The organism is Gardnerella sp. DNF01189, assembly GCF_049244195.1.
Lineage (GTDB): Bacteria > Actinomycetota > Actinomycetes > Actinomycetales > Bifidobacteriaceae > Bifidobacterium > Bifidobacterium swidsinskii.
This window is the reverse complement of record NZ_CP058385.1, coordinates 1551687-1568350: the sequence shown is the minus strand read 5'-3', so window position 1 is coordinate 1568350 and position 16664 is coordinate 1551687. Positions and strand designations below refer to the sequence as shown.

The window sequence follows — 16664 nt, the reverse complement described above, 5'->3', positions numbered from 1 at the left end:
CACTCCAAACGCGAGGAAAGTTTCTCACATTTGGAGGGATTAGCGTTGTGCGACGCTCCAAACGCGCGCAATACTGCGCTCAGGCAGGTCGTCGCGCTACTCGCGACGCAACTTACGCAGCATCTTGCGCGAAAGTACCAGCAAATGCTTGCCGCGAATGTCGAGCTGTCGCCATCGCTTAGACGTTGCCGCGGCAATCATCATGGACAAAATAATCAATGAGAACGCCATTGCAATCACGAATAGCGTCATCCAAAGCGGCCATTGCACGTGGTCACCCGGCACCTTCACAGGGTCCGGCAGCACACGATACCCCGTCACCAAAAGCCTATGCGAATTCACGCCATACGGGGTACACGTTAGCAGCGTCGCCAAGTCGCGCCCCTTTTCGCGCTGTAACAAACTAATATCGTGCGGCTCAACCACGCTGATGCGGAACACTTTGTATCGTAAAGTTTCGCCTTGCACGTCGAGGTAGAAGTAGTCGCCCTTCTTTAAATTCACCAAATCATCGAACATGGTTGCATCCGCAAGACCCGTGTGCGCGGTAATAACTGTGTGGCGGTTCTTGCCGCCAACCGGCAAATCAGTGCCATACAAATGACCAGCGCCGTGCGCTAAAACTTCCTGCGAACTGCCGTGATAAATAGGAAGTTTTACGCCAATCTTCGGAATTTTTACGATGCCGATAATGCCCATAGGCTCCTCAAGCGCCTTAAGATAACGCTTGTATTCAGGCGTGTTAGTTATGTCTTTTTGCCCATCCGGACCATACGGATCCGTGGTAAGCATATTTTTGCGAGTTTTATTGTAAAGCTTCGCGGCGCGAATGTGAGCGCGGCGCACGTCACCAGCCTGATCGTGGTTATACTTGTCGTACGCGTTAGAAATCTCCTTCGACACGCGATTATTCCAAAGCGTTGAAACAACAGGGTAACTGAAACACAAAATGCCTGCCAACACGAATGCGATTGGCTCGACGATGCGGCGGAGCTTAGATTTTTGATTGGTTTTTTGCTTAGATTTTTGATTACTTTCGGCGGATTTTGCTTCGGTTGCGTGGGTTTGAGTTGCGTTATTTTCGGTTGCGTTTGATTCGGTTAAGTTGGTTTCGTTAGTTTGGGTTGCGTTTGTTTGGTTTTTGAGAAGCTTACTTACGATGGGGATATTCAGGGAGATTTTGTTGAGGAAAGCATATACTTTAGCAACAGCATCGTTTAATTTCATGCTTCCTCGTTTCGTGAGTTTAATAGGCTTAAATTGGTTAAGTTATGTGGTTTAGTTTATTTGCGATTTTGTTTGCGATATTCTTACGTATCGTCTATGAGTTTTGACTGGTGTTTTCTGCAAACGGACTAATGAGCCTCGAAAGTTTTCAGCATCGCAACTCCCGTCCTTCGTCGCTTTAACTGTTAAAGGTTTTACTGTCTGCTTTGTTCTTAAAAGAATGTTGCTTCCTCAGTCCTCTTTTATTGCTCTGCCCGAAAACTTTTGAGACTCTACCACATTAGACCACAACACAAAACTCATAGACTCGTTAAGTTTGTTACGTAAAGTGCGTGGTTTACTAAGTGCAACTAGAGTATCGAAATTAAGCTGCGGGTGGGTTCGTAGGTTGAGGTTTCTGGTGTAGTGTGTGCAGCAGCAATGACGCTAGTGTTCTTTAAGCAATAAATACTCAACGTCTGCAGAGCAATACTGCTAAAGTTCACTAAGCAATAAGTAATCGCCGTTTGCAAAGCAATACTGCAAAGCTACAGAAACAACGTCGGCAGAACTCTAATGAATTAGTTTATTATTTAGTTATTTTTAGCTATTAATTGGGTGGGGCGCAGGAAGTATAAATCCCTGCACCCCACAAGACACTCACCTAACAGCGAGCATCAAAACCCAAATCAGGCAGCCTGCTGCTCTTCATCCTTCTTGCGGTTGCGCAAGAAGATGAACATACCAACAGCAACCAAGCACATGCCAGCCAACGCGAAGATGATCACGCCTGCAGCACCGGTCTTTGGAAGGTTGAACCAGTTGTGATCCTTAGTCGGGACGTTAGCAACATCAATAGTTGTAGGGGCAGTACTTGTAGATGATTCGGAAACTTTGACTATGTGAACTTGACGGTCACGCTCATAATTAGCTGGTGCTTCAGTTTCCACGAGGTAGAATGGATGAGTTGAATCATCGATAACAACTTTTACAGGATTGGCAAACTTACCACCTTCAATAGTAGTGAGTTCACCAACCTTTGAAGCATTCGCACATTCTGTTGCTTTAGTATCGGCAGCACACTTATCAGCATCATTCTTCTTAGCGAAAAGCTTGAACTTGGCGTCTTTAACCTTCGTATTCTTACTGGAATCAGTACCATCGTACTTGTTTACTTGTAAGAATCCATATTTAGAATCAACTTTAGAGCCTGGATCGTCTGGAACTTCTGGAGTTGGAACTGGCTTATTCTTGCCCTGTCCCGGAATAAAACCAGACTTATTGGTGAAACTCGTTTCATCGACTTTCGTAGGATCCTTAATAGTGAACGCAAATTCAATTTCTACTTTTGCATCAGGATCAGCTTTAGCTGCATTTGCGATTGTTGTTAATCCAGGTTCATTGAAAGAAACCTTAATACGCTGTTGGTCCTTTGCATCAACTTCTTTAACGGAGTTAGCAAGCAAATCATCAGATTTATTCTGCTCACTAACTTTGTAAATCACTTTTACAGACTTAACAACTGTCGAAGGTTCATAGCTAGTGAATACATTCTTAGGAGCCTGATCGAATACAGTGTATCCCTTCAAATCATCCTTAGTCCACTTCGAACGTTCTGTATCGGTATTACTAGTCACAGCAGCAGAAATCTTGTAGGTCATGGTATCGCCATTACCCACGAATGATGTTTCATTGTCTCCATGAACAAGAGTCTTCTTAATCTTACCAGCAAGGCTCTGGTTCTTCGGTTTTGCAGTTACATTGTAGTTATACTCAATGTTTTTACCATTCTCATGAGTGATTTCTGGAATAGTCATGTAGAACGGTGCCACATCATTAGAGTGATTAGGTGCTGGCTGTGTTTCTTCTACCTTATAAAGACCGACGGCAAGTCCATCGAATTTATGCGAACCATCAATACCTGTTGAAGCTTCCTGTGTATTCTTTGAATCAAATTGCATTCCGTTAACTTTAGGATTAGTGTTAAGTTCTTTTACCTTAGCAGCAAGAGTTTCCCAATCCTTGTATTTTGTAAGATCTAGCTCTGCTGCATCATTCGAAGAGAACTTCGTAACTCTTTGTACCTTGAATTTAGCATTAGCAAGAGGAGTGGATGTGTCATCTTTACCCTTATCCTCATATTTCATGATGGTGATGGAACCCTTTTGCGCCTTGCAAGCATCAGACCAAGGCGCGCCAGAATTGCACGTATCCACAGCCCAAGCAGAGCTGTTTGCCACCACGGCACCGGCGACGCACAGCGTGCCAGCCATTGCGAGCGAGGCGAATGCCGCCACGCATTGTTTAGTGAATTTATTCACTTTCTTCTCCTTTATATCAGTGCCCTTGTGGGCAGGTTTTGAGGAAAATACGTTTATTGTTTTATTTTGTGTTGCGCACGGTCGGCGGAGTCATCGCAAAGCCGCATGAACTCTGTCGGCGGCTACGATTTGCGCCGCGCGCAGCAAGATTAAATACGAACCATATGTCGGCATAATTACCGTCACTGTGTACCATCACTACGTAACGCGTAATGCCATTGCCAGCACATGGAACGTTGATACTGCAGTTTTTAAGCTGCAGAAAATTTTCATCAGCATCGCCACCTTTCGCTACGTCGCCTTAAAGCGCGAAGCTTTTTGGCAGTTTTGCAAATAAAATCTTTAAGCAGTGTCTTACGCAGCAACGCCTCGAGCATCGCGCGCCCCCACTTGGTTTGCTCAAGGAAGAACCCAGCCGCCATCACGCCCGTGCCAATCACAGCAAACGCACCAAGCAGCACGTTCCAGTTCATTCCGCCGGTCTTTGGCAGAGCGAATTTAGGCGGATCGATCACGGTCACATTAACAGCAATTCTGTTCCAGTCTTTTCCAACGGTTACGCCGGCAAGCTGAGTTGTTTGCATATTTGTAGACGAATACTTGTTACCTTCAATAAGACTTCCATTAACAGTGTTATTAAACACCGTCAGCGCATTCGGCTTCAACGCAAACACAGCGCACGTGTAATTTCCAGCCTTTTGAGGTACGCCAGCAATATCGTCTTCACTGCGAGACACAGCACTTTCTATGCTGTTCGGATCTTTATCCTTCGTAAAGCCATACAGCAAGTTAGCCATGCAATTCTTACTGTCTTGACTGCAAGACTTTCGCTGATCAGCATTTGCAAAAGCCCACGGCTTTACACTTTCGCCATAATTCTGGTTCAGGTGCATATTGAGCGTATCGTCAAGCCCGCGACTCCACTTTTGCTCGCCTTGCTTAGCACACATCATACGCAATGAAATATTGCTACGATCCTTCAAGCTCCACGCGAGCACATACGGATTCTTAGTAAGGCTCGTGCCGCTCATAACGGTAAGAGAATTACCACTACCAAGCGTGTCATGAACAGGATCAGCGTCTTGAGATCTGAGCAATGTCATCTTAAGATCCTTCTCAGCTCCACTGAGGTCTCCAACTGTAACTTTCGCATACACAGGCTTGCCGTTGTTACCAGAATCCGAGTCGTCCGAAGTGGAGCCATCCGGGTAATGGATGACAATCTCTTTCAAGTACGCTTTAGGAGCAACAGATTGATCTGGGTGGAAGGTCACTTTGCCGTAGCGAGTGCCGTCATCCTTGGAACTGTGCTTGCCCTTCTTTTGCTTGGAAGGATTGTCAGGCTTATTGCTTTGCTCACCGGTTTTATCGGCAGCATTGCCAGAAGCCCAATACGACCAGTCTAAAGACACCTTGTTTCCAGCAGTACCGTCATTATTTACTTCAAATCCGTGAGTAGCATCCTTAAACTCAAACCAAGTTCCGTCCGGAAGCGCACCAGCCTTCACAGCATCCTGGTATTTATCCGCACCGTTAGCACTCTTAACGCTTTGCGGCACAGCATTCTCAACCTTTTGACCAGCCGTAACGCTCACATCAACATACTTCGGGTTGTAGAAGTGGTTGTCGTTGTGAATGTGGATTGGTATTGCGCGATACGCGTAGTCAACACCTTTAACCGCGTTTTTGTTGCCGTTATTACCATCAAGCTTCCACTTGAAATCTTTCAAAGGATCAGTGTTATTCTTACTTGCATCTTTGTTAAGTGCGCCAACAGCTGCATCGAATCTAGTAAGCAAATCGTTATTGTCTTTACTAAACTGTTTTGCTTTAATCGCGTAAACTACGCACTCGTAGTCGCCGGATTCGTTAGCCTTGCCTTTAATCCACCCACGAGTACGCTCAGTGGTATCTTTTGAGTTACCATTTGCAATGTAATCGTCGTACAGCTGCCTATCAGGGTGGCACTGACTTGCATCCTTCTCGCAAGCTTTCTGCGCTGACGCATCTTCAGTATGATCCCAAATCTTTACATCTTGCATCTTAATACCAGCAATACCGCCCGACTGGTAGTGAGACTTAGTGCCGTCTGAATTGATCTTATTGCAAATTGTGCGCAAATTGATTTTTCCAGGCTTATACTTGGACCATGAATCAAGCCAACGGGTCGTCTTTTTAGAAGTACTAAGTTCCTCGCCCTTAGTGAGTTTGATGGTAGTATCATTCCAGTCGCCGCTACCTTCACGATCGCCAACATTCAGCCGTAAATTACCAGCATCCTCATCATGCGATCGCGTAATGTCTACCTTCGCATAAATAGGTTTACCAAGATTACCAGAGTCCTTATCTTCAGAAGTGGAACCGTCCGGATAGTGCACAATAACCTGCACTTTGTCAGAACCAACAGGGAACCACTTGTGCGGTCGGAACGTAACCTTACCAAACTGACCCGTGCCATTCTTAGCTGAATCACCAGAGTCAGCTTTATTATCTTGATCATCCTCAAAGAATGTGTAGCTTAAAGGTTTCTTAAACTTAAACCAAGTTCCATCAGGCAGATCACCTTCACGCACATCGTCTTGCAACGTATTAGCATCGTTGGCAGTCTTCTTGCTCTTAGGCACCTCAGTGGCTTGTTTGGTACCAGCCTCCATGCTAATAGTCTTATACTCTGGGTTGTAGTAGTGAGCATCACTATGCACATGAATTGGGAAGGTTACCGAATCCCAATCGATATGCCTTTGAGTGGCTTCTTGAGGACTATCTTCACTACCCGGCTTATCTGTTAAGACTGATTTAATAACATCTTCAAACTTGCGATTACCAGGATTCTTTACAAAACCTTCTACAGCACTATTAAACTTAGTTTGTAAACCACCATTCTTACCATTTTTACCCTCAAGGTCTTTAATAGCGTACACAGTGCACACAAAGTCGCCATTTTCCTTAACCTTGCCATGTAACCAACCCCAAGTGCGCTCTACGGTATCATGCTCATCACCGTATAAGTAAAGGTTACGGTTGCAGTTTTTACCATGAACCGTACATTCATACTTATTCTTTTCAGTAGCTCTTGTCCATTGTGATGGTTGTTTATCAATAAATTCACCGCTTGTAGTATTACCTTTTCGACCGGCAAGTGTCAGACCATTAATACCATCAATCTCATAGCTTTCAGGTTTACCAGTTTGTGGATTCTTTTTATAGCAAAGCATGCGCTGATAAATTTTTCCTTGCTTAGCACTTGACCATGAGTCAAAGAACATTGGCTTAGTGTTACCAGTAGCGTCGCCTAACACTTCATCTTTACGGAAACGCATACCATTTTTATCATTGTTTTCAATTCGTCTTCCGCCATATTGCGAATAAACATTGAGCTTTAAATCATTTTTTTGGATCGGTTGACTAGTTACCTCTACAGGCGCATATACAGGCTTGCCAAGATTACCAGAATCCGGATCTTCAGAAGTGGAACCATCTGGATAATGCACAATTACAGGAGCAAAATATTCACCAAGCATTACAGTTTTTTCTGGAGAAAAAGTAACTTTGCCATATCTAGCGTCAGTAGTACTATCTTCAGGCTCATCCTTGCCTGATTTCTTGTTACTTTGCTTATTGACAAATTTATACCATGTAAGAACATGTTCATTATCTTTAGGATAGGTTCTTAGCTCAAACCAAGTGCCTTTTGGCAACCTAGTACCATTCTGCACAAGCTCCTGTTGACTCTTGTCATTACCTTTCACGCCGTTAGCACCAGAATGGCTTACTGGAGCAGCCGATTCTTTAGACTTACCACCAGCCTGCACATATACCTTATCGTATTGAGGGTTATAATAATGCGCGTCGGAGTGAACCTTAATTGGCACAGTCCTAGATGTATAATCAATATCTTCTCTTAAACCCTTGAAGGTATCCGGATTAATGATATTGGTAGGAGAACCGGTTTGCTTTTCAATATCTTTGTTCTTTTTAGCAGCATCCTCAAATTTCTTCAAAGCTTTAGGCTTCAAAGCATACACAGTGCACTGGTAATTGCCAACCTTTAGTGGCTTTCCTGTGATGCTACCACGCGTACGCTCCATGGTTCTGCCTGTGCTATCAAATAATTTGTTTGCTGCACAGCCCTGACCATTTCGGCACTTTTCTTGTTCCTCATCAGTAGCATGAGGCCACGGTTTTTCACCATTTATTGTTATTCCATTAATACCGTTAAGATAAAACTTAAGATTCAGAGGATTTGTAGTATCAGCACACACAGAGCGAATAGTAATATCGCCAGGTTCCTGCACTGACCAAGAATCTATCCATGGTTGTGGCTTAACTTCACGATTCTTGCGGAATACGAATCCATCGTTGTAGTCAATCTCTTGACCATTTTGGTTCTTATGAATATGGAGCTGCAAGTCACCAGTGCCAGGGTTATCTCTTGTTACATACACTGGAGCATTAACTGGATCACCATGATTACCAGAATCTTTATCCTTCGAAGTTGAACCATCAGGATAATGCACAACTACAGGTCTCTTCTCAGGCTGACCAGTTTTAGAAGCAGGAACCCACTTATTTGGGTGGAAAGTGACAACACCAGTGGACTCGTTATTAATCTTTGCCCAAGTTGGTGGATTTTGATACTTATTATAAATTTCTGCCTTAAACTTAGTGCCAGATGGGAATTTCTTCCCTCCCCTGTCTTTTGGATTTGGAGAATTCTTTTCTTCACCAGCTTTTACTGTAGTATCGTCATAGTAAGGGTTATACCGGGACGCCTGCGAAACAACGTGTATATCAACGCCTTTGACCTTCACAATTGAATTGTTCATTTTACAATTGTTAGGTTTAGGATCAGGATAGTTTATTTGAACATCAAAATGTATAGTTTTGTTTCTATCAGAAGCCTTAGGACTATACTTAACCTCGCCTGTTCTTGGATTAATATAGGCTTGACCAGGCTGCATATTATTAGGATTATACGTCTTAGTAACACCGGGCGGAAGTATCTCACTATTTCCAATTTCATTCTTTTTAAACGTAAATTCTATTCCAGCATCAGTTGGAATCATCTCAGACGTAGTTCTGCCCCCATGATTTGGCATGTCCTTATAATATTTAAAATCGCCGTTATAAGAATCACCAACCCACTCACCAGTATTTATATACGGTTTCACGGAAGTAACTTCACCGTAAACAGCGTCCTCTTTAGACCTCTTTGGGAATTGGATGTCATCATCATTTTTAGGATTTAAACCATACTTAAACTCTTCCAAGTCTGGTATGCCGTCGCCATCATGATCATACGGACCAAAAACTGTAAACTTATGCTTATCTCCATAGTAGGAAATCCAACCTGCCATAAAAGGTAACTTATAAGGGTCACTGCCTTCTTCAACTTCTGCAGTAACAATCCAGCGAATAGAATCTACAGCGTTATCTTGTTCCCAAGATTTAAATAACCTACCAAAATTACCAGCTCGACGCCATGTATCTACTTCACATGTTGCATCTGTACCTAAACCACATTTTTCAATAGATGCTTTCCAGAAATTCTCATAATCACTATCACCTGGTAAGCGCGTAGCATTAGTATAACCATTAAAATCGCTTGGTATTTGATCTTTGCCTCGTTCTTCCCAAACAAACTTTTTGTTTCTACCACTGTAGCCAACAAATTTTGTACGATACCTTGTAATTCTTATGCTATTATCCTTGATGTTTTTTGGAAGAATAAGATAAAAATCAGGTCTACCATCATACGCATGTAGAGCAGTATTTTCATCACAATCTACATTTGGGTTTTCTATTTTTTTAATTCTGCATCCATTTGCGTTAAAAAGAACATTCCAAGTGATGGTTGTTTTTTTCTTTCCATTAACGGTTATTGTATTTATATCTGGAGGCTGAACATCGAAATCCCTATATACATCCCAACTCGCAACAGAGTTAGGAGAAATATATCCATTACCAATGTAATCCCAACTAACATTAGCTGCATTTGCTTCTTTTACCGGCGGCACTATGAGCATGGTTACTATGGTGGCGGCGGCTACGAACATTGCGAAGAGCGCGCGACGAAGAGTGTGTGCTGGGCATGGTGCGCGAGCGATGGTGACGCTGCCGGAAGTAGCTGCGCTGCTGGAAGTGACTGCATTGTCGAAAGAAGTGTTGGCGGTGCCAAAAGTATTGGCATTGCTGGAAGAAATAACTGCGGTGCTGGAAGTACGAACAGCGCCATCAGCACTGGTCTTACGCCAGACCAAAGCGCGCGACGCAAGACGACCCACGCGTGATGCGAATCCACGGAACTTTGCTGGTAACATTTTCTCGCCTTCCTAGTCCTCCACTGCTGCACAAGCCGCAGTATATCTCAAATTCCAACTCTCTAATCTTTAAGACTTCACGCACTCAACCTGCATGCGATGCCAATGCTCGGTGCACTAAAATCTTGTGCACTCACTACTGCAAATACCATAGACAGAGCCAACCACAGGTAGTCAGTATAACATACCCTTATGCCCTATATGCAAGCATGGTTGCCAAAAGCCTCTAATATTTATACCCCCCCCCCATGAAGGATTTCAAGCAAAACACGTATTATAATTGTGCATATAAAAAATTTCTATAATTCGCGAATATCGCTAAAAAATCTACTGTAAAACGCATTTATAACGCATAATTTCCGACGCCAAAACGCAAAAATCGCATCTTCGGCGTGTCTAAAAACCGACCACTTCCCCAACCCAAAGCACTACATGTTGTTATAACGCACGCATCGCACCACTATATGCTGTGGTAGAGCGGGCGAGATTCCAACCTAAACCGACAACAAATGCCGTAAAATTACACGGCAAATGTGGTCAGCAGCGGACAAACCTACAACAAACGCCGGAAAAATACACGGAATGTTCCATTACACCGGTCTTCAGACACGCGCGCTAAAATCATCAATAATTGCTTGCATAATTAATGATATCTACGTTACATTGTATAGAATTATTGTATACTTATATGAGAAATATAAGAAAAAGTACAAAATTCACCATAGACATAGGAGTCCAAAATGACTACAGCAACAAAAGATATAGTAAACGTGAACTTTCGAGCAAAGAAAGAAGACAAACTCAACGCAGAACGAGTTTGCAAGGAGCTCGGAATCTCTATGAGCGCCGCGCTGAACGTGTTTATTAAAACGATTGGTCGCGAAAAGAGAATACCGTTAGATTTTTCGCTAGATCCGTTTTATGAACCGTCAAATCAAGCATATTTGAAATCGCAGATTGACGGTGTGAGAAATGGCACTATCAAGCTCGAAGAGCACAATCTAATAATGGATTAGGACGTAGGGTTCAAACAATGAGAAAGATTGCTTGGACTCCAGATGCCTGGAACGACTATCTCTATTGGGAAAGCGATAATAAAACTCGCAAAAAGCTCAACAATATTATTAAAGAGATTATGCGGAATCCAATAGACGGAAAAGGTAAGCCTGAACCACTCAAAGGAAACTATTCCGGTTGCTGGAGTAGACGAGTAAACGATAAGGATAGAATCGTTTACTCATTTACAGATGACTCGATTATAATCTACGCCTGCAGAGGCCACTACGACGATAAGTAGGGAAAGTAGAAAATCAAAAGTGGGCTTAATGGGGTTCGAACCCACGACCTTCTGCTCCGGAGGCAGACGCTCTATCCACTGAGCTACAAGCCCGCAACTCGAGAAAGTATACACGCTAGTGAGGATGCGCGACGACCTGCCTGAGCGCAGCATTGCGCGCGCGAAGGCAATTCGGAGCGCCGAGCTTGCTTAGGGTTGAAAGCACAGTGTGCTTTCAACGCAAGCGAGGTCTGCCTTCGTTAATAAAGACGAAGGCAGGGCAGACTCACAAGTAGTCACATTGGGAATTTGGTTGTGGTTGTGTGCGCTGACGACCTGCCTGAGCGCAGCATTGCGCGCGCGAAGGCAATTCGGAGCGCCGAGCTTGCTTAGGGTTGAAAGCACAGTGTGCTTTCAACGCAAGCGAGGTCTGCCTGCGGCTTTATTGACGCAGGCAGGGCAGGTTAGTGTGGTTGTTCATTGTGAATTCGGTTGTGTTTTGCGTGCGCTGACGACCTGCTTGAGCGCAGCACAGCGCGCGCGAAAAAACGGCAGAAACTTTACACGAGTGTAAAGGAAAAGTCGTTTGCACGCCTTAATCCGGCAAAAACTTTACAGCGGCGTAAAGGAAAAGTCACCTACGCGGCAAAAAACGGCAGAAACTGTGCAGCTGTGTAAAATAAAGGTCGGATGCGCAGCGTGAAACGGCAGAAACTTTACACGAGTGTACAGAAAAAGTCGTTTGCACGCCTTAATCCGGCAAAAACTTTACACGAGTGCGGACAGAAGGTGCGAGCAGAAGCGCGGAACCGGAAGAAACGGCAGAAAGTTTACAGCCGCGCGCAGTTTATGCCGCCTGCGCACGCAATCGCGCGCACAGTCATCACGCGCCGCCAAGGAAGGCGAAGGTGCCGAAGTAAAGCGCAGCCACAACAGCAACCGACGGCACAATCGCACACACAGCAAAAATCCACCAGTCGCGCGCACGCACACGACTCACACGAGCGTGCGAACGCGCACCAACTCCCCCAAAACCGCGCGCTTCCATAGCAGTAGCGAGCGTCGTCGAACGTCGAATCGAAAGCACAAGCAGCGCGAACGACTGCGGGAAGAACGCCCTCACACGATGCTCATCACCCAAACCGCGCGAACGCCTCGACGCAGTTAGCGCCGCCCAATCATCCTGCAGCACGCCAAACAGCCTAATTCCAGCCAAACCGCCGTACACGAATCGATCCGGCAAATGTAGCACCTGACTGAAAGCATCCGCCAAATCCGTAGCATCAAGCCCAATCACCATCACAATCGACGGCACGCCAATCGCCAAAATCCTAAGCGAAGTCGCAACAGCCAGCATAGCCGAACGATCCGTAGCATGCATCAGCCACCACTGGAACCAAGTATTTCCGCCACTTTTGCCGTATAGCAACACAGTGAGCGCGGAAGTCGGCGCGCCCACCCACACAGGCCACGAAAGGCGAATCACACGCCATGGCGGAAGCTTAATGCACGCAAAAATCACAAATTCCAACAGCAACGCGACCGAAGCAGAAACGCAATCAAGCGTAAAAAGCAGCGGAATCGAAGCCGCGAACGCTCCAAAAATGCGAAATACTGGATTAATTGACGCAAGAAGTGGCGATTTGCTTGAAAGTTTCGCTTCCTCGTCGCGATTGTTTACAGCGCTCACTTTGATACGCGAAATGTCTGTTGCGCCGGTAGTTGCGGAAAGCGCTTCGGAAGATTTTGCTTCGGAAGATTTTGTTTCAACATCTTCAGCAGTACCCACTTCAGCAGCACTCGCTCCAGAACCAGCAGCTTCAGCAGCACTCACTTCAGCATCTTCAGCTTTCACATCTGGCACAAGCTCAACCAAACGCGCACCCAACGCCTCAACCAGCTCACGGTCATGCGTCACCACAATAATGCTCACACCCTCGCTACGAAGGCTTGCAATCAAGCGAATAATTTGCAACCAAGTTTTGCGATCCTGCCCAAAAGTCGGCTCGTCCAAAATCAGCACACGCGGAGCCGCAGCAAGCGACGCCGCCACAGTCAGACGACGCTTTTCACCTCCCGAAAGCGTGTACGGATTCGCCTTCGCGTAACGAGCCAGACGGAATCGCTTCAGCAACTCCTGAGCCTTCGCGCGCACCTCATCCGCCGAAACACCCGTGCGAAGCGGCCCCAACATAACCTCATCCAACACCGAACCACACGCAAACTGATGCTCCGGATTCTGAAAAACGTACGAAATGCGCTTCGCCAAATCAGGCGACTTCCACTTCATTGGATCCGTACCATTCGCGCCTTGAGCAAGAGCATCACTCGCCACAACCTCGCCGCTTACTGCCGGCAAAAGACCAGCCAAAGTGAGCGAAAGCGTTGATTTTCCAGCACCGTTCGCGCCGACCAAAGCCGTAATCTGTCCGGCTTTAAACTCAAGATTGATGTGACGCGCAATCGGCTCGCTATTATGGCTGATTGCGAGGTCCTTCGTGGAAAGTAGCACTTCTCCGTAGCCTTCTGCTGGATCGCAGTTTTCGTAATATTTTTCAGAAGATTCTGCATTTGCGGAAGAATTACTTACGGAAGATTCATTTGCAGAAGATTTTACGTTTTTTCTTGTAGCGTTCCGGAAGCCAAATACCCAGATCCTCAAAGTCCAAATCGGTGCGATTAAACACCTCGTCTGGCGTGCCGTCCGCCACAATCACTGTGCGCGAAGAAGCCACGCGCGCAATATCGTCATCGTGAACGGTTTCGTTGTTCGCAGCTTTTCCGTTCGCAGCTTCATCATTCTCAAGCCCAAGCACAACCACGCGGTCAATCATGTCAATCCACGGCTCCGCGTGATGCTCCACAAGCACCATCGTGGCATGCGTCGAATCCAAAACCGCGCGCACAGCACCCACAATCTGATGCGTGCCATCCGGATCCAAATTCGCAGTCGGCTCGTCCAAAAGCAGCACGCTCGGCTGCATAGCGAGCGCGCCAGCAAGCGCCAAACGCTGCATCTGACCGCCACTTAAATGCGAAGTTGAGCGATGCAATTGCAAGCCATCCAACCCAACTTCTTTAAGACTTTTGCGCACGCGATCCCAAATCTCGTTGCGCGGAACGTTCATATTTTCCGGACCAAACGCAACGTTATCCCCCAAACGCTGGAAAATCGCCTGTGCATCCGGATCTTGCAAAACCAAACCAACTCGACCGCGCGCACGTCGAACCGGCACGCCGTCAACCAAAACGCAACCCTCACTCACGCCACCATCGGCATCTTCGACGAGAGTGGTTTGCTGGGATTTTGCGCTATTTTTCGCCACAAAATCATTGCCAATAAGACCTGCCGCGCCGCTTAAAATCGTGGATTTACCGATGCCTGATGCACCAAGCAGCAACACGCGCTGCCCCGCCTTAATCGTGAGGTCCAACCCGCGCACAGCAAAAGCGCGACGGGAAGCATGACGATAACCCCAATTCTCAAAACGAAGTTCAGCGTTACTTGCGTTAGAAGCGTTATCACTAGCTCTACTTGCGTCACTAGCGTTGCTGATACTCTTGCGATCACTTAAATCTGTTGGAAGGAAAGTTTCAGATTCTTGCGATTGAGTAGCATCAGGCATAGTAAATCCTTTATGGCAATGATAGATTTTAGTTATTTCTTAATACGTTATTCGCTATTTTTCGCGTATTTCGCGACCGGACACAAACTGATCCAACGCGCCGGTCTTAGCGATTCCCACATACAAGAACCACATTAAAACACCAGCAAACACAATTCCGGAAACCACTGTGCTGGCGAAGTATGGAAGACCATACTTGCCGAATACGCTAACAGCCTGCAACTTACCGAGGAAGGTGTAACCCCAGCAACCAATACCAGTCAATGCGCCGGAAAGAATCATTGTGTTCAAATTCCACTTCTTGTAAGCGAAAATAATGAACGCAATTTCAGCAAACAAACCCTGAACCACTGCAATAGCGAAGGTTTCAGCACCACCCCACTGATTGCCCATCAAAGCTTCGAGCACGCCAGCTACGACTTCAGCGTAAATAGCAGCACCCGGCTTACGCACGATTACTGCGGCCAAAGGAGCAGCGAAGAGCCAAAGACCGTTAATAAGACCTGCAAAACCTGGAAGAATGCTGTTTAGCGCAGTCCATGGAACCTCACTAAAAATGGCAACAACCCAATAAATAAAAGCAGAAACAACGCCAATTACGGAAGCAACTGCGATGTCTGCAACACGCCACTGCATGTTGGACTGATAATTTTCTTCTGACATAAAAATGTGCCTTTCTTGTTACGTGTTGCAATGCGTTACATTGTGCGCAATGCAATATTTTGCGTTACATGTGTACATTACGATGTTGTGCGTCAAACGCGTTACATCGTGATGCGTTACATGCAATACTTTGCGTTACAAAGAAACCTTGCAACACCTCTCCAGGCACGGGAAAAACAGACCTCCGTGCGCCGGTATTACCCGGATTCACGTTCAAGCGGTTTTCTCTCAGCTCTGAATGTTCACGCTTGCATAAGCGAGATAACACAGAGCACCCGTGTCGATTGACGATTGTACGGCACTGCGTCGACGCCAACCCTCCAAACGCGCGCGCTGTGCTGCGCTCAAGCAGGTCGTCGCATCAATAAAAATGTGCGCAAGCGACGAACAAACGCCACTTACGCACGCAACAATAAGGCTAAAACACTAAAATTTACTTAATTTACTTACCGCGCATTGCACGACGGCTGATGCGCTGAGGACGCGTTGGATCGATGCCCTTCGGAATGCCAAATCCACTCTTGCTTTGCAACGTGCGCAAACGCTCATTCAAAATCGCAAGCTCTGTCTTAGTAAGGAAGAATCGGCGGTTCGGATGAATTTTATCGAACAACGCAAACTTGTGCTTCACAGGCTGTAGCGTCTTCGAGCGCAACACCTTTCCGCGCAATTCTTTAAGCTTCACCTGATTTTCGCCATTACCAACAGCAATACGGTATACAGGTATATTAGATCCGGCAGTAACGCTTTTAATAGCGTGCTCCTGTCGATCCATAGCATGCATTAAACGCTCGTAATTACCCTCACCAACGAGGAAAATTCCGTTAAAACCAGTGCCTCGCCAAAGCGCATCCTTCGTGCGCGCGTCCACCCACACAGGCTGCTGCGGAAAAGTAAAACCGCCCTTATTAATCGCAGAAATAATGCCAGCAGCCGCACCCGGGCGACCTTCCAACTTTGCGTAACCAACTTTATCTGCACGCTTCGTAAGCACAACAGTAAACAGCAGCAAGCCAAGCATCACCGCTGTAATAAACATCATAATCCACATCAAAATGGACCAACGAGATACAATTCCAAGAATTACAGCAACCAAAATCGGTGCAGCAAACGCGCAAGACAACCACAAAGGCAGCTGCTTATCGTCAGAATGCGTGTACTTATAAATACGTATAATCTGCGAGAACATGCCCTGCTTTTTCTTAGGCTTCTTCATACCTTGCGTCGCGCTCTGAGACGCGCCTTGCGATTT

7 protein-coding genes, 1 tRNA gene and 1 pseudogene are annotated in these 16664 nt (G+C 45.9%); 2 read left to right on the top strand and 7 right to left on the bottom strand.

Annotated features, from left to right (window positions below; translation table 11 throughout):
• Positions 1-96: 96 nt before the first annotated feature.
• From HXT41_RS06450 to HXT41_RS06440, 3 genes are all read right to left on the bottom strand, one after another.
• Positions 97-1227 (bottom strand): class C sortase, encoded by a 1131-nt coding sequence (locus HXT41_RS06450; RefSeq protein ID WP_421788673.1) that lies wholly within the window; start codon positions 1225-1227, stop codon positions 97-99.
• Between the two features lie 668 nt (positions 1228-1895).
• Positions 1896-3527: a SpaH/EbpB family LPXTG-anchored major pilin gene (locus tag HXT41_RS06445; RefSeq protein ID WP_421788671.1), complete on the bottom strand. Its 1632-nt coding sequence runs from the start codon at positions 3525-3527 to the stop codon at positions 1896-1898.
• A 272-nt stretch (positions 3528-3799) separates the two neighbouring features.
• On the bottom strand, positions 3800-9847 hold the full coding sequence (locus tag HXT41_RS06440) for a Rib/alpha-like domain-containing protein (RefSeq protein WP_421788669.1): 6048 nt from the start codon (positions 9845-9847) through the stop codon (positions 3800-3802).
• Positions 9848-10587: 740 nt separating this feature from the next.
• On the opposite strand from HXT41_RS06440, the gene HXT41_RS06435 reads away from it, so the two are divergent.
• Complete coding sequence (locus HXT41_RS06435; RefSeq protein ID WP_174182636.1) at positions 10588-10863, top strand: type II toxin-antitoxin system RelB/DinJ family antitoxin; 276 nt, start codon at positions 10588-10590, stop codon at positions 10861-10863.
• A gap of 17 nt (positions 10864-10880) precedes the next feature.
• The gene (locus HXT41_RS06430) at positions 10881-11144 is read left to right on the top strand and encodes a Txe/YoeB family addiction module toxin (RefSeq protein ID WP_080550925.1); all 264 of its coding nucleotides are present in this window, start codon (positions 10881-10883) and stop codon (positions 11142-11144) included.
• A gap of 20 nt (positions 11145-11164) precedes the next feature.
• On the opposite strand, the gene HXT41_RS06425 is transcribed toward HXT41_RS06430, so the two are convergent.
• The 4 genes and pseudogenes from HXT41_RS06425 to HXT41_RS06410 form a co-directional block, all read right to left on the bottom strand.
• Positions 11165-11237, bottom strand: a tRNA-Arg gene (locus HXT41_RS06425).
• A gap of 769 nt (positions 11238-12006) precedes the next feature.
• Positions 12007-14749 (bottom strand): annotated as a pseudogene (locus HXT41_RS06420) (ATP-binding cassette domain-containing protein).
• Between the two features lie 54 nt (positions 14750-14803).
• On the bottom strand, positions 14804-15412 hold the full coding sequence (locus HXT41_RS06415; RefSeq protein WP_076002672.1) for an ECF transporter S component: 609 nt from the start codon (positions 15410-15412) through the stop codon (positions 14804-14806).
• 442 nt (positions 15413-15854) lie between these two features.
• Entirely contained in the window at positions 15855-16628 is a 774-nt protein-coding gene (locus HXT41_RS06410; protein WP_102155780.1) for a DUF4191 domain-containing protein, read from the bottom strand.
• Between the last annotated feature and the right edge of the window lie 36 nt (positions 16629-16664).

Bases quoted from the DNA above. Each gene is read 5' to 3' on its own strand.
- HXT41_RS06450 (WP_421788673.1), bottom strand. From the start codon at position 1,227: ATGAAATTAAACGATGCTGTTGCTAAAGTATATGCTTTCCTCAACAAA.
- HXT41_RS06440 (WP_421788669.1), bottom strand. From the start codon at position 9,847: ATGTTACCAGCAAAGTTCCGTGGATTCGCATCACGCGTGGGTCGTCTT.
- HXT41_RS06435 (WP_174182636.1), top strand. From the start codon at position 10,588: ATGACTACAGCAACAAAAGATATAGTAAACGTGAACTTTCGAGCAAAG.
- HXT41_RS06430 (WP_080550925.1), top strand. From the start codon at position 10,881: ATGAGAAAGATTGCTTGGACTCCAGATGCCTGGAACGACTATCTCTAT.
- HXT41_RS06415 (WP_076002672.1), bottom strand. From the start codon at position 15,412: ATGTCAGAAGAAAATTATCAGTCCAACATGCAGTGGCGTGTTGCAGAC.
- HXT41_RS06410 (WP_102155780.1), bottom strand. From the start codon at position 16,628: ATGAAGAAGCCTAAGAAAAAGCAGGGCATGTTCTCGCAGATTATACGT.